The 15091-nt window shown below is 45.5% G+C and carries 14 protein-coding genes and 1 pseudogene; 6 read left to right on the forward strand and 9 right to left on the reverse strand.

Going from position 1 to position 15091, the window contains the following annotated elements; all coding sequences use genetic code 11:
* Positions 1-15: 15 nt before the first annotated feature.
* The 3 genes and pseudogenes from bmrD to Q5C82_RS07230 form a co-directional block, all read right to left on the reverse strand.
* Positions 16-2037: a multidrug resistance ABC transporter ATP-binding protein/permease BmrD gene (gene bmrD / locus Q5C82_RS07220; RefSeq protein WP_003224221.1), complete on the reverse strand. Its 2022-nt coding sequence runs from the start codon at positions 2035-2037 to the stop codon at positions 16-18.
* Entirely contained in the window at positions 2034-3791 is a 1758-nt protein-coding gene (gene bmrC, locus Q5C82_RS07225; protein ID WP_003224219.1) for a multidrug ABC transporter ATP-binding protein BmrC, read from the reverse strand. The genes bmrD and bmrC overlap by 4 nt, the downstream gene beginning before the upstream one ends.
* A gap of 128 nt (positions 3792-3919) precedes the next feature.
* Positions 3920-4078, reverse strand: a pseudogene (locus tag Q5C82_RS07230) (hypothetical protein); the annotation flags it as partial.
* 163 nt (positions 4079-4241) lie between these two features.
* Here Q5C82_RS07230 and Q5C82_RS07235 point away from each other — a divergent pair.
* The gene (locus Q5C82_RS07235) at positions 4242-4742 is read left to right on the forward strand and encodes a universal stress protein (protein WP_003224214.1); all 501 of its coding nucleotides are present in this window, start codon (positions 4242-4244) and stop codon (positions 4740-4742) included.
* Positions 4743-4867: 125 nt separating this feature from the next.
* Entirely contained in the window at positions 4868-6229 is a 1362-nt protein-coding gene (nhaC, locus tag Q5C82_RS07240; protein ID WP_003224212.1) for a Na+/H+ antiporter NhaC, read from the forward strand.
* A gap of 42 nt (positions 6230-6271) precedes the next feature.
* Here nhaC and dat read toward each other — a convergent pair whose 3' ends face one another.
* Positions 6272-7120, reverse strand: coding sequence for a D-amino-acid transaminase (gene dat / locus Q5C82_RS07245; RefSeq protein ID WP_003224211.1), 849 nt, complete (start codon positions 7118-7120; stop codon positions 6272-6274).
* 286 nt (positions 7121-7406) lie between these two features.
* Here dat and Q5C82_RS07250 point away from each other — a divergent pair, with 286 nt between their 5' ends.
* On the forward strand, positions 7407-8255 hold the full coding sequence (locus Q5C82_RS07250; RefSeq protein ID WP_003224209.1) for a polysaccharide deacetylase family protein: 849 nt from the start codon (positions 7407-7409) through the stop codon (positions 8253-8255).
* Positions 8256-8284: 29 nt separating this feature from the next.
* Here the strand turns inward: Q5C82_RS07250 and srtN are convergent, their stop codons facing one another.
* From srtN to Q5C82_RS07265, 3 genes are all read right to left on the reverse strand, one after another.
* Positions 8285-9028, reverse strand: coding sequence for a sirtuin NAD-dependent deacetylase (srtN, locus tag Q5C82_RS07255; protein WP_003224207.1), 744 nt, complete (start codon positions 9026-9028; stop codon positions 8285-8287).
* Between the two features lie 73 nt (positions 9029-9101).
* Positions 9102-10217 (reverse strand): small-conductance mechanosensitive channel protein MscY, encoded by a 1116-nt coding sequence (gene mscY / locus Q5C82_RS07260; protein WP_003224205.1) that lies wholly within the window; start codon positions 10215-10217, stop codon positions 9102-9104.
* Positions 10218-10366: 149 nt separating this feature from the next.
* Entirely contained in the window at positions 10367-10474 is a 108-nt protein-coding gene (locus tag Q5C82_RS07265) for a YhdX family protein (RefSeq protein WP_003224203.1), read from the reverse strand.
* A 233-nt stretch (positions 10475-10707) separates the two neighbouring features.
* Here Q5C82_RS07265 and Q5C82_RS07270 point away from each other — a divergent pair, with 233 nt between their 5' ends.
* From Q5C82_RS07270 to crcB, 3 genes are read left to right on the forward strand one after another with little or no spacing between them, the layout of a single operon-like run.
* The gene (locus Q5C82_RS07270) at positions 10708-11439 is read left to right on the forward strand and encodes a glycerophosphodiester phosphodiesterase family protein (protein WP_003224201.1); all 732 of its coding nucleotides are present in this window, start codon (positions 10708-10710) and stop codon (positions 11437-11439) included.
* Positions 11426-11821, forward strand: a complete 396-nt coding sequence (locus Q5C82_RS07275; protein WP_003224199.1) for a CrcB family protein — start codon at positions 11426-11428, stop codon at positions 11819-11821. The genes Q5C82_RS07270 and Q5C82_RS07275 overlap by 14 nt, the downstream gene beginning before the upstream one ends.
* Positions 11818-12174, forward strand: coding sequence for a fluoride efflux transporter CrcB (gene crcB / locus Q5C82_RS07280; RefSeq protein WP_003224197.1), 357 nt, complete (start codon positions 11818-11820; stop codon positions 12172-12174). Before Q5C82_RS07275 ends, crcB begins: the two co-directional genes overlap by 4 nt.
* 13 nt (positions 12175-12187) lie before the next feature.
* Here the strand turns inward: crcB and Q5C82_RS07285 are convergent, their stop codons facing one another.
* Positions 12188-13573: a hemolysin family protein gene (locus Q5C82_RS07285; RefSeq protein WP_003224195.1), complete on the reverse strand. Its 1386-nt coding sequence runs from the start codon at positions 13571-13573 to the stop codon at positions 12188-12190.
* A gap of 290 nt (positions 13574-13863) precedes the next feature.
* The gene (locus Q5C82_RS07290) at positions 13864-15045 is read right to left on the reverse strand and encodes a pyridoxal phosphate-dependent aminotransferase (protein ID WP_003224192.1); all 1182 of its coding nucleotides are present in this window, start codon (positions 15043-15045) and stop codon (positions 13864-13866) included.
* Positions 15046-15091: the final 46 nt, after the last annotated feature.

A 15091-nucleotide genomic window follows, 5' to 3' on the forward strand; every position in this document is an offset into this window, starting at 1 on the left:
TTGGGTTTTTGAGCGTTATGCAATGGAATGTTTCTGGCCCTTTTGCAGCTCATACATTTGATAATATTGCCCTTTGACTGCCATCAATTCCTCATGATTTCCTCTCTCAACAATTTCTCCTTTATCGAGGACCAAAATCTGATCCGCGTTTCTGATTGTTGAAAGCCGATGTGCGATGACGAAGGTGGTGCGTCCTTGTTTAACGACATCGAGCGCCTTCTGGATGACGGCTTCTGTCTCTGTATCAATGTGCGCCGTTGCTTCATCTAAAATCAAAATGGCGGGATCAAACGCCAAAGCTCTTGCGAAAGAAATTAACTGCCGCTCTCCAGAGGATAGCGTGCTCCCTTTTTCAATCACAGGTTCATTAATGCCTTTTGGAAGCTTTTCCAGAAGCGGCTCGGCACCGACTTGCCGCAGTGCTTTTTTGATATCTTCTTCGGTCATTCTTTCGTCATCCAGACTCACGTTAGATCCGATTGTGCCCGAGAATAAGTACGGGTCCTGAAGCACAATGCCCATATGGGATCTGAGTTCCTGTCTTGACATGTTGTAAATGCTTTTCCCATCAATCAGAACATCTCCTTTTTGCGCATCATAAAAACGAAACAGGAGATTCAAAATCGAGCTTTTTCCTGATCCGGTATGGCCGACAAGCGCTACGGTTTCGCCTTTTTGCGCGGTAAAGGAAATATGCTTTAATACCTCTTCACCATCTTGATAAGCAAATGACACATCACGAAATTCAACCCGCCCCAACGCGCGCTCCTTCGCCGGATCACCCGCTTCTTCCGTATTCTTTTCTTCAAGCAGTTCGAAAACACGCCCGGCGGAAACCCGTGCAAGCTCCAACTTTGAAAACTGATTGACGATGCCTGTGATCGGTTGAAATAACCGGTTCAAATAATCGACAAACGCGTACAGCACACCGACAGAAACAATCCCGGCCGCATTCAGGCTTGCACCGCCAAAATGCCAGATCAGACTGACAAACGCAAGGTTCCGAATCACATTGACAAGATTATGGGACATTAAGGAGTTTAGATTCAGCATCCTGTTTTGAAAATAAAAATGAGATTCATTTAATTCCTCAAATTCTCTCATTGTTTCCTTTTGATGACGGAAAGCCTGAATAATTGTCATGCCTTGAATGGACTCATTCATTTTTGCGTTAATGTCACTGTTGATCGAGCGGATTTTTCGATTATAATAAGACGCGTATTTCCGGTATATGACCGACCACAGCCAGATAATCGGCACAATTGCCAGGCACACAAACGCGAGCTTAACATCCAGCAGAAACAAAGCCGTGAATATTCCGAACATATAGATTCCGCTTGTCACAAATGTTGACAGCACTGTGACATATAAATCCCTGATGGCCTCCGTATCATTGGTAATCCGCGCAACCACTTTTCCCGCCGGAAGGTTGTCAAAATAGCGAATCGGCATTTTCTGTATGTGTGAAAACACGTCCTGCCTCATCTTTTGAATAATCCGATTGGCGCTCATCTGCAGCAAATAATGCTGTCCATATTGAAAGAAAACCGAAAACACAAGCAAACCCCCATACAGGCAGATCAAAAACACCATTCCCTTTATTTCCGGCTGATAGAACTGGAAAAGCTCCTCTTTTGTCAGCTTTTCGGCAGCATATGTCCGGCTCTTGTCTCCATTTGTGATTGTCAGCTTTCCGTCAGAAACCGTTCTGTTCCCGTCAAAGCTGACAGCCTGATCAATAAAATAGAACGCCATTCCTACTTGATAAATATGCGCTTCTTTTTCTTGAGAAACAGGTCCCTGGATACGGTCTTCTCTGACATAAGAAGTGCCGTGAAATTTAACGGCGTTTTTATCTTTTTCCGCAGCTTCATACCATGTTTTTTCAATACCGAGGATATGGTCGTCAATCATTTTTTTGCCGATAAACGGCCCAGTCAGTTCTGCCCCGACGGCGACCGCAAGCAATAGGACGGCAGTGATCAGCAATTTCCGATATAGGAGTGCGTATCTCCATAACGTTTTTCCTGTTTTCATGCCCCTGCTCCCCCTTCTTCCGCAGTGAACAGCTGCTGTCTTTCATATTGTTCCCGGTACCACCCATTATTGGCCATTAGTTCTTGATGCGTGCCTCTCTCAGAAATCACGCCGCCGTCCATCACAAGGATCAGGTCAGCATGCTCTACCGCGGATAAACGGTGTGTCAAAATAAATGTCGTTTTTCCTTTGCGGTTTTCTCTGATATTCCTGATAATCGCAGCCTCTGTTTTGGCATCTACGGCAGAAAGCGAATCATCCAGGATCAAAATCTCCGGATTCGCCATAAGTGCTCTCGCAATCGAAATTCTTTGTTTTTGCCCGCCGGACAGCGCTACCCCTTTTTCACCAACCATCGTCTCCAAACCGGATGGAAGCATATGTAAATCTTTTTCAAAATGTGCTTCGGCAATGGCTTGGTTAACCTCTTCATCAGTTGCATCTTGTTTTCCATATAAAATATTTTCTTTTACTGTCCGTGAAAACAGCAAATGATCCTGAGGCACATATCCGATCCACCCGCGGAGCCGGTCAAGAGGGATCTGCTGAATCGGCACGCCAGAGAATGTGATGCTCCCTTCACCGGCAGGGTACTGGCGCAAAAGCTGCTTAATAATCGTCGTTTTTCCGCTCCCGGTTTTACCGGCAATCCCGACAGTCTGCCCTTTTCGTACCGTAAACGAAATATCTTGAATATTGCCGCTTGTTGAGCTTGGATATGTAAAGCTGACATGGCTGAAAACAATATCTCCAGGCTCTTTCAGTTCAACGGGCTGCTTTGGGTCCATCACGTCCGCTTGATAAGAAAGGGTATCATTTACCCGGTCTAATGACGCATTGCCCCGCTGCATCACATTAATGAGTTCACCGATTGCAAACATCGGCCAAATCATCATGCCGAGATAAACATTAAAGGAAACAAGCTCGCCAAGCGTCAGCTCGTTCCGGAACACAAGAAACGCTCCGTAGCCGAGCCCGATCAGATAGCTGGCACCGACAAGCAGCTTTACCGTCGGCTCAAAAAGTGAATCAATAAAAGCCACTTTCATATTTTTCTGATAAACATCTGCGGTCATTTCATTAAACCGGCGGACATCATTTGTTTCCTGTACATACGCGCGAATCACCCGCACGCCCGAAACGGATTCAAGCACCCTGTCATTCAGCGCCCCGAACGCATTTTGGGCCTCCGTAAACCTTTCATGAATTTTACTTCCGTATAGACTGATTGCAATCGCCATAATAGGAAGCGGGATAATGGCGGCAAAGGTCAGCTTCCAGCTGATTAGAATTCCCATCGTCAAAAAGATCGTCATCATAAACATCGTAGAATCGACTAATGTCAAGATGCCAAACCCCGTCGTTAAACTGACAGCCTGAAGATCATTCGTCCCCCGTGCCATCAAATCGCCTGTCCGGTTTTTTTCATAAAACGGCGGCGACATGGCCAGAAGATGCCCCATCAGCTTCGTACGGAGAATTTTCTCCATCAAGTTCGCTCCGCCGAACAGCTGGTGCATCCAAAAGTAAGACATGATATACACGACCGCCGTCAGCGCAAAAAAGATACCGATATAAAACAGCAGCCCTTTCGCAGTAAACGCCCCCGATTTCATATCATCTATGGCGTTCCCCAAGAGCTTAGGCGGAAACATTTCAATTACATTAACTCCTAATAAAAGCACAATTGCAATCGTATAGCGCAGCCAGTACGCTTTAAAAAACCAGCCAAGCTTTTTCAATACTGAAAACATCGATCTCCATCTCCTTTATCTCATCAGCCGCCTTCTATTTTTCCCTTGCTGCTTTTTTCGCTTCGCTTGACATGAGCTGCCCTCGCCTTTGTATTTGTCTTCACATCCCATACACCTGTCTTTCCTTCAATTTTGTATATAAAAAAGGCATGAAGCGTCAGCTCCATGCCTTTTTTAACCGATATGATATGCACAGCGCTTTTCAGCGCGCGGCTAGACTTAAAAAACCGTTCAATCAAACAGAACATAGGGTTTGCCGCGCCAATATGAAACTGTTTTGTAAACACGCAAATTCCTTGGCATAGCAAACCCTCCTTCCATTCTGATTTCATCTTTTTTTCATCATATAAACAAAACCTTTTTTTGTCAATCATTACTTGAATAGGAAAAGGTTAATTGTACCCGAATCTGGGTATTGTGTTGTAAGACGTTTTTGAAAGGGTGAGAATGATGTTTCATGCTGACCGTATCATCGTTGCGTTTGACGGAAGTGATAATAGTAAGAAAGCGCTGCAGACAGCCATCGATCTTGCTAAAACCGTAAATGCTGCCATTACCGTCGCCCATTCACATGATATGAAAGACACTCAGACCATCATCGACCCGCCAAGGCCCGCAGCAGGGGCAAGCTATATTGGCGGAGGCATGACAAGTGTCCCTGATCCGCTGATATCAGATGTTGCACCACCTGAGCCAATGATCTATGAAGACCGTACGGAAGAAGTCATCGCCGAAGCCAGAATGATGCTGAATGACCAGCAGGCAGACGGAAGTATTGATATATTAGAAGGCGATCCGGCTGAATCAATTATCGAGTATGCAAACCGCATTTCTGCCGATATGATCGTAACCGGAAGCAGAGACCAAAACAGGCTGAAAAAGCTAATATTCGGAAGTGTAAGTGAAAAGCTATCAGCGAAATCGGATATACCCGTCCTGATTGTAAAGTGAGCACGCCCTGTGCTCGCTTTTTTAAATTCATAATTGTGAAAAAACATAGATTTTCGTTTTTTTCTGTTATAATGCTTTCGTGCCCAAAAGCACAAAAGCATTAAAGATAAATATGGGGTGTTATTTTGGATTCTCAAAAAAAGCTGACGTTTCCGTTAGCCGTCGGTTTATTTATATTTATGTTAGGAATCATTATTTCTTGCTTATTCTTGCTTCATACAGAACCGCATATCCCGCTGTTTCTATGTGTTGTCATGCTTTCAGCTGCCGGTTTATGGTTCGGTTTTTCCTGGAAGTCCTTAGAAAAAGGGATTACAGATGGGATCAAGAACGGCGTACAGCCAATTATCGTTCTTGCGCTGATCGGCATCTTAATCGGCGCTTGGATGTACAGTGGCGCAATACCGTCCGTGACGGTTTATGTCCTGTCCTTTATTGAACCCAGCCACCTTCTTTTGACTGCTTTGTTTTCCTGCATGATCATCAGCACGCTTGTCGGCTCAAGCCTGACAACTGTGAGCACGATTGGGGTCGCGCTGATCGGCGTGGCGAGCGCGGCCGGCGTTCCGCTTGAATGGACGGCAGGCGCGGTCATATGCGGCGCATGCTTTGGTGATAAAATGTCGCCGATGTCGGACACAACCAATTTTGCCGCCGGTATAGGCGAAATACCAATCTTTGAACACATTCGCCATATGATGGGCACTACTATTCCAGCTTTGCTCATCACCATCGTGCTGTTTTACTTTCTCGGGTTATCTGTGTCAGCGGACACTGCTTCAACTGATGATATTCAACATGTCATAACCGGAATCAAGGATGCCGCAAACGTAACGCCGTGGGCGCTTCTTTCACCGCTCTTGGTCGTTTTGCTGGCGGTTAAGCGTGTGCCCGTGATTCCCGTGCTGACTGCCGGAATTATTTCCTCGGGAATTTTGACTGCTATTTTTATCCCTGACAGCAGCCTGCAGGGGTTTATGACAGCTTTACAAAATGGCACGACGTTCGAAACTGACAATGAGGCCGCCGCTAAAATTATCAACAGAGGCGGACTGCAATCCATGATGGGCTCAGTCTCGCTCATTATGATTGCTTTTGCACTCGGCGGACTGATGGAGAAAATCGGATTGATTTCCGCGCTATTGGAGGGTGTCATGAAAGGCATCCGCTCAAAAGGCCAGCTGATTGCGGCAACTGTCTGTTCAAGCATCGGCATCAATTTGGCAACCGGCGAACAGTATCTTTCCATATTAATTCCGGGACAATCATTTAAAGCCTTATACGACAAACAAAACATCCAGCGAAAATTTCTTTCCAGATCCTTAGAGGACGGCGGGACATTAATAAATCCGTTGATCCCTTGGGGAGTATGCGGTGCTTTTATGGCGAGCACACTTGGTGTTCCCGTCATAGACTATATCCCGTTTACGTTCTTCCTCTATATATCGCCGATGATCTCAATTTTGGTTGGATTTATTAAAAAATAAAAAGAGCTCCGCTTGCAAAGCGGGCTCTTTTTTTATGTTTCACTAATAAATGCTTGCTGCCTGCTGAATGCTTTCTTGAAAAGCAGCCTGAAGCTGTTTTGTCACCGGTCCGGGTTCACCGCTTCCAACCGATTCTCCATCAAGCGCCACGACTGGAATAATCTCTGCTGTCGTTGACGAAATAAAGATCTCTTCCGCCTGTCTCAGTTCTTCCTCACTGACAGGCTTCTCTTCTAGCTCGATCCCGTTCTTTTTAATAAGCCCTAAAATATTCATCCGTGTAATTCCATTGAGAATGAGCCGATTAGCCGGATGCGTTCGCACCGTCCCATTGATAACTGCATAAACGTTAGAAGATGTACCTTCCGTAACAGTGCCGTCTCTTAGTAAAATAGTTTCAAATGCTCCTGCTTCATAGGCTTTTTGCTTGGTCATAACATTATACAGTAAATTCAGACTTTTAATGTCGCATCTCAGCCAGCGAAGATCCTCATCTGTAATGGCTGCCACTCCGTATGCCTGCTCTTGCTCCGGTTTTTTTACAGTAAATGTGTAAGCAGTAGTCTGCGGCTTAAGTCCAGCTTCATACTGGTGTTTTCGCGGCGCCACACCTCTTGTTGTCTGAATGTATACCGCTCCCTCACTGACCGCATTCTCCTGTACAAGTTTTTGCAGGTCCCACTCTAAATCTTCTATGCTGAACGGCAGTGACATTCCGATTTCAGCCGCACTTCTGAAAAAACGCTCCACATGCTCGCGCAAGCCGAACAATACCCCTTTGTACACCCTGATAACCTCATAGATACCGTCACCAAACTGATAACCGCGATCTTCCAAATCAACCGAAGCTTCGCTGCGTTCGATCAGCTGGCCGTTGACTAAAACCTTCATATTAGCCCTCCCTTTTCGAGATTTCCCTGATGGTTTTTCTAGCTGTCATTGTCACTTATTCTACCATATTGGACTAGCTGAAAAACAGAAAGATCCAAGAGATCTACAGCGGGAAGGAGTTTATTTTTTCCTTAAAATCTGACATTTCGACAAATTTTCTATGTTCTTTCCAGTTTTATTCCTGTATACTTGACTGGTGATACATAGGTTGTAAACATATGGCATCTTCATAAGCTGCCTGCTGTACAGCGGTATGTAGAGATTTTATGCCAATGGAGAGATTGTTATGCGACAAACAAGAGGAGACGCTTCTCCTTCTGCCATTTCGCTTGCTTTTAAATTTGCAAGTTTAGCAGTTTTATGTGTGCTGCTTTTGCTTATGGTGATTCTAGGGTATTCCAACAGCTCATCGAAAGCAAAGGAAGTCACTGCCACCACAAACGGCCAGCTTCGCAATGAGAAGGAAAGCCTGAAGCTGAAAAACGACTCCCCCGATCTGCTGATAAAACATCTGCAGACAAAGCAGAACATGGGAGATAAGACGGTTTACTTAACCTTCGATGATGGCCCGTCAGCCTATACAAACCGCTTGCTCGACGTACTGAAAAGCGCTGATGTAAAAGCGACATTTTTTATGCTGTCACCGCGGATGAACGAATTCAAACAAGCGGTGAAAAGGGCAGAAAAGGAAGGCCACGCACTCGGTTTACACGGCGTCACCCATAATAACAAATTGTTCTATCAAACACCGACATCTCCGTTAAAAGAAATGCAGGAGGCGCGTGATACGCTGCAAGACATTACAGGATATAAAACTGACCTTGTCAGAACGCCATACGGGAGCAAGCCGTCACTGACCGCTTCACAAATCCGCAATCTTGAGAAAGACGGTTTTGTGTACTGGGATTGGACGATTGACAGCATGGACTGGAAATACCGGAATTCAAAATATGTGACGGCGGTATTACAGCAGCTTGAGAATATGGAACACAGCCATTCAAGCAGGCCGTATGTCATTCTCATGCATGATCTTCCCGCTACCGTATACGCGCTGCCGGCATTAATCAATAAACTAAAAGAAAAAGGCTATTCCTTCGGAGTGTTAGAGGACACTATGGTTCCTGTTCATGAATAAAAAAGTGAGGCGCACGCATATGGGCGGCCTCACTTTTTTATGCCCAAACTTCGGGCAAACTCTCCAATTTTTTGGTGGATGACCATGTCAAACAAGCTGTCGCAATACGTCGGCTCAAGGTTAATGATGACCTTCTTCATGCCGGGAATCCGGCTTGCGTCCTCAGGCACAAATCTCGCCGGAGCGACTTCAAGAGACGTGCCGATGACCAATAAAAGATCGGCTTGATCCAGCTTTTCATAAAGGGTGTCAAAGTGCAAGACCGCATCGCCAAAGAGAACAACATCGGTTTTTAATACCGTTCCGCATATCCCGCCATCTTTGCCGGCCGCCGTACACTCCGGCACCTCCCGCCCCAGCAAATGAGGGAGTTCATATCGGGCCCCGCATGCCGGACAAGCTGCTGTCTGGATAGAGCCATGCAGTTCGTACACATGTCTGCTCCCTGCTTTTTTATGAAGACCGTCAATGTTTTGCGTAAAGATATCGACCTGCTTCCCTTGCTTCTCCAGCTCAGCTAAAAGCAAGTGCCCTTCATTCGGTTCAAAGCTGCCGCTCATTTTCATCTGGAACAATTCTTTGAATTTAGGCCAAAACAGACGCGGATGGCTTAAAAAATAATCAAGGCTCATCGCTTCCATTCTTGAGGCATCCTCCGTCCAAATGCCTCCGGCTGAACGAAAGTCGGGAATCCCTGATTCTGTGCTCATCCCCGCGCCAGTCAGCACGACAATTCGCTGCGATTCTTTTAGAATATTTTTGAATGCTTCCAACTCAACACCGCCTTTTTTCTCTTATTTTACCACGAAAAAGACTCCGCCTCTGTCAGACGAAGTCTTTCTCTTTTTAAGCCCGTTCCTTTTCCTCTTTATTAAGATTGACTTGGAACGGATCGTTTTGGTGCTTTTGCTTTACAAAAACCATTTGGCCTGGGTAGGCAAACTCAACACCTTCTGCGGCGAGGATTTCAATAATTTTATAGTTGATATCCTCTCTAACATCAAGGTTTTCAGCCCAAATCGTTGTTTTTGTATAGAAGTTGAAAAATAAATTGTAGTAGCTGTCGGCAAACGTATCAAAGTTGACCATGATCGTTTCATTATCAACGCCCTCATGTTCCAAGAGCATGGTTCTGAGAGAACGAATGGAGCGTTCAAGGTTCTCAATCGGCGTTGCGTAGGATACATGGATGGAAAACGTGATCTGGCGTTTGGTCATTCTCGTCCAGTTCGTGATCGCTTCCATCGACAGCGTAGAGTTCGGCACCGTTACAAGCGCCCCCTGTGCTGTTCTGAATCTCGTGCTCCTGAAGGTAATATCTTCTACTGATCCAGTTACTGTCGACGTCTCCACCCAGTCACCGATGGTAAACGGCTTTTCAGTAATGATAATGATACCGCCGAAGAAGTTGCTGATGGTATCCTTCGCTGCAAGCGCAAAAGCCAGTCCGCCAAGACCTAGGCCCGCCACAAACCCGTTGACATCATAATTGAATTCCTGAGCGATCACACTGACACTGAGCGCAATGATGACAAAACGGAGCAATTTGGATAAAAACGGTGCCAGAATGTCATCCATGTCCAGCTCGAAGCGCTGATTCACCTTATGGAAGATAAACGACGACGCTGCGGTCAAATTACAAAGCCCCCAGCACAATAGCGCAACAATCAGTGAGCGATATATTTTGCTGATGACCGGCATTTGTTCGTCTAAAAACGGTGAATACCGGATCGCTAAAAACAGCCCTAAGGCAACAAAAAACCATCTGGCCGGCTTTTCAAACGCAAGAACCACCTGTTTGAAAATTTCTGTTTTCCGCCGATTCGTTACATTAAATAGCAACTGAAAGAAATATTTTGTAAACAGTTTTCTCAGTATAAGAAACACCAGCAAAATCGCCAAGCTGATGCCGATTTGTATGATTTTATCAAGCGTGAAATATTGCTGCAGATAATCTGGCATGACAGTCTCCCTTCTACTTAAATCGAATGTTTATTATACTAAAAGATTCGTAAAGATGCGCTTCTAAATGTCTTTTTCCAGCACAAAACCCCGGCGGAACGCCGGGGTCATTTCTCAATTCATCTATCAGCCAGATTCAATAGGGACAGTCACTTACTTTTTTTCGTTTGTGTCTGATCAAGGAGAGTTGCTTTTTGCATTTCAGCATCCGTTTCGGCTTTAATTCTTTCCTCCACTCTGATTCTCCCTTTACCCATGATCTCGCCTCCTTTTTTGCTATTATAAAGTAACAGAATGTTTTGTGAATATGTCGAAAGGCCTAATTTCCTGGCGAAATATGTTCTGATGCGCTGAGTGTCTTTTTTTAGTTATACGCAGTCCTAAGCCCGGACCATTCCGATATGGCAGAAAAAATTCACCAGTTTGTATCGCCGCGCATATATGGATTTGATACAATAACAGAAATGCCCATACGAGGAGCTGACTTAGCTTGTACACCATTGCCCATCGCGGAGCATCAGGTTACGCTCCGGAAAATACGTTTGCCGCATTTGACCTTGCGGCGGAAATGAATGCAGATATGATCGAACTGGATGTCCAGCTTACAAAAGACAGGCAGATTGTTGTGATACACGATGACAGGGTTGACCGAACAACAAACGGCTCGGGTTTTGTAAAGGATTTTACATTGGAGGAATTGCAGAAGCTCGATGCAGGAAGCTGGTACGGCCCCGCTTTTCAGGGAGAGCGTATTCCAACCTTGGAAGCAGTGCTCAAGCGCTACCACAAAAAAATAGGTCTTTTAATTGAATTAAAAGGCCATCCATCTCAAGTCGGAATTGAAGAAGAAGCGGGACAGCTGTTAGGGCAATTTTCTTTTTCTATTAATAATATTGTCCAATCCTTTCAGTTCCGCTCCGTCCAGAGGTTCCGCGAGCTTTATCCATCGATTCCGACAGCAGTCATTATAAGGCCCAATTTTGGCATGCTGTCCAGAAATCAGCTGAAGGCCTGCCAATCTATCGCAAACTATGTCAATATAAAATACACACGGCTCAACCGGCTGATGATCGCTTCCGCCCATAAAAACGGCTTAAAAGTATTTGCATGGACTGTCAAGAATCAAAGGGCAGCAGCAAAATTACAAGCCATGGGCGTGGACGGCATCGTAACAGACTACCCGGATTTCATCATAAAGGATGGAAAACATGAAAATATATAGCGCAGTTTTTATCGGAGGCGCGCTTGGCGCCTGCCTCCGATACGGATTAAATATGTGGATACACACCGATCAATTCCCGGCAGCAACCTGGCTGGAAAACGCGGCTGGCAGCCTTCTATTAGGCATTCTGACCGGCTTTTTTATGATCAGGGCAAAACGGCCTTTGCTGTCGGCTTTTTTAGGCACCGGCTTTTGCGGAGGCTTTACGACAATGTCTACGTTTTCTAAAGAAACGGTGATGCTATTGCAAGCACAATCCTCACTGGCTGCTTTGTATATGGCAGTTTCACTGATATCGGGAATCGTTCTTGCGCTGATTGGCGTTCTGGCGGGACGGGGCATAGCAGGCATTCAGCTAAGAAAGGGGCTGCAGGAAAGATGACACTAGCGGGTATCTTCATAGCGGGCGGTCTTGGCGCGATGCTGCGCTTCTGGGTTGGCGATGTCATAACCGCCAAAGCCAAAGGTCTCAGCCTGCCCATCGGCATAGTAACAGTCAATATTCTCGGAGCTCTCGGGCTTGGAATATTTACAGGGCTTCACGTTACAAATGCTTCGGCCTCCCTCATCATCGGCACGGGTTTTTTTGGCGCCTTTACAACCTTTTCCACTTTCAGCGTTGAAAGTGTTCAGCTCCTGCTGGCCAAACGCGTAATGGAAAGCATCTTGTACATCGCCCTGACGCTTTGCGGGTCGCTTTTGGCATTTTGGTGCGGCTGGACAATTGCAACGTAAAAAAACCTTGAGCTTATTTCTCGCTCAAGGTTGCACTGTTCAGCATCACAGGCTCGGGCATTGGCAGCGTGTGGTGCGCCGTAATCCCGGTTGTGTTGCCAGCTTCTTCTTTTATATCGATTTGCTTGATTAATCGGCCGTCCATCTTCAGTATCTTTATCGTATATGAACCGATGCGGATGGATTCACCAGCCTCAATATCGATATTTTCTTTTAATATCAGTCCGCCAATCGTATCGACGTCCTCATGAATGGATGCGCCAAGAAGGCTGTTCACCTGATCGATCCGAACCTTTCCGTCCATCACATAATGGCGGTCGTCAAGCTTTTGGATCAGCGGCTGTTCATCTTCGTCAAATTCATCTCTGATCTCGCCGACAATTTCTTCAAGAATATCCTCTGTCGTCACAAGTCCCGAGGTTCCTCCGTACTCATCAGACAATATGGCCATATGAATACGTTCGCGCTGCATTTTAATCAGCAAGTCATGGACCGGGATGGTTTCAATCACTTCGATTACGGGCCGTACATACGGATGGATCGTCATCTTCATTCGTTCCTCTTCTGTCATAAACAGCAAATCAGAAAACAAATGCTTCGTATTAACTAAACCGATGACACTGTCTTTGTCCCCGTCTGTGACAGGCCAGCGCGTGTATTTTTCCTTCAGCATGACTTCAAGCATCTCGGCCATTGTCATCTCTGTTGACACAGCGGCCATTTCCTTCCGCGGTATCATAATTTCTTTGGCGATCCGATTATCAAATTCGAAAATTTTATTCACATATTTATATTCAGACGGATTAATCTCTCCGTTTTTTAAACTCTCAGACAACAGCATTCTGAGTTCTTCCTCAGAATGGGAACCGTCATGTTCTGACGCAGGCTTTAAACCGAACATGCCGCATAAAAGCCGCGCCGATCCATTGAGGATCCAAATAAACGGAAACAGGAGCACATAGAATAAACGCAATGGACCCGCTATCAGCAAGGTCAGCTGCTCTGCCTTTTGAATCGCGACCGTTTTCGGGGCCAGTTCACCCACAACAACGTGCAGGAACGTGATCAAGCCATATGCGACCGCAAATGAAATCGCATGAGAAACCGATTCCGGCAGACCGAGCGGTTCAAACAATGGATGCAGCAGCCGTTCAAATGCCGGCTCCCCCAGCACGCCGAGTCCGATTGATGTCAATGTAATGCCCAGCTGGGATGCGGATAAATATTCATCCAAATCTGTAATGACACGCTTTGCGAGTATCGCCCGTTTGTTTCCTTCCGTTATAAGCTGATCAATTCTGGATCTCCTTACTCTAACAATCGCAAACTCGCTTGCAACGAAAAACGCGGTTAAAGCAATGAGCACGCCAATTAAAATCAGACTGTCAATATCGTCCATTTAACCTTATCCCCCTCATGGAAAGGATAAGGAGTCACCTCCTGATATAATCATTTTTCCTTAACATTGAGGTACGCGGTGTATTGTTGCCTAAGCAGAGGGCCCCATCATACCACCTCCAAGTCAAAGTTTGATTATAATTTGTATATTTTATTGTAACACAACTCATTCCAAAAATGATTTTTAATTTTTAGACTTTTGTCAGTTGCCTGTTTGGATTGGAAGAGGGAGGATTTTGTGAATAAAAAAAGAAAACAGCATTTAAAGCCGTTTTCTTTTTCTTTGCTTTCCTAAGCAAAATCTCTATATAAGGATATGAAAATATCCCGTGAGTTTTTAATCTGCTCGATCGGCACGCTGAAGGATAAACGGAAGTGCCCTTTCATTCCAAAACCGCTGCTCGGCACGATTAATAGTTTGTATTTTTGGGCGGCATGCACGCAAAATGCGACTTCATCTTCAATTGGCGATTTCGGAAAAACGAAGAAGCCGCCCTTCGGCATTTCAAATTCAAAACCGGCTTCCTTTAAAATGTCGACCATTAAATCCCTGCGCTCTTTATAAGCGCTCGCATCTACTCTTAAATCATCCATTCTTGCCACAGCCCGCTGCATCATGACAGGGGCATTCACAAATCCAAGCGTTCGATTACAGTACACAAAAGCGTTGATCAAAAGGCCTGCATCCGGCATCTTGCTATCCAATCCGATATACCCGAGCCGCTCCCCAGCTATGCCGAGATCCTTACTGAATGAGCTCGCCAAAATCACACGATGATACGATTGAAACGGATTTGCCAGCTCTTCATCATAAATGAATTGACTGTACGGTTCATCAAACAGCACATAAATCGTCTGGCCGCTCTTCTCTTCTATTTCTTTTAATAAAGCGCCTAAATCATCTATATTTTTCTGGCTGAGAACGGTGCCTGTCGGGTTATGAGGTGTATTGAGAATCAGCCCTTTCGTCTTTGGAGTGATCGATTGCCTTACCGCATCAATATCGATCTCGAACCGGGAGGTCAACGGGCAGCTGACAGCCTTTCCTCCGTAGTTCTCAATATACAATTTATACTCGGCAAAATAAGGTGCGAGAATAATGACCTCATCTCCCGGGTTTACGATACTTTTTAAAGCGACATTTAATGCGCCGCCCGCGCCCACCGTCATGACGACGCGTTCTGCCGAGAACTTTGCTTCAAAACGGGACGCCAGAAATTGCGCGACTTTTTCTCGCGCTGCCGCAAGCCCTTGGTTTTGTATGTATCCGTGATTGCCTTTTTCAGCTTCCTCTATTAATGCTCTCTTAAAAGCTTCGGGCGGTTCAACAATCGGGTTGCCGAGTGAAAAATCAAATACCTGGTCATCCCCGAACTCTTTCTTCAGCCTTGCGCCTTCATCAAACAGCTTGCGAATCCATGAGCCTTTATTTAAGTTTTCTTCAATTTCCCGGGATAACACAGCCAATTTCATCTGTCCCTTCCGCATATAAAAGTTTGAAAATTCTATCTCTATATGT

Source organism: uncultured Bacillus sp. (genome assembly GCF_958411575.1).
In the GTDB taxonomy this organism is placed as follows: Bacteria; Bacillota; Bacilli; order Bacillales; family Bacillaceae; genus Bacillus; species Bacillus spizizenii.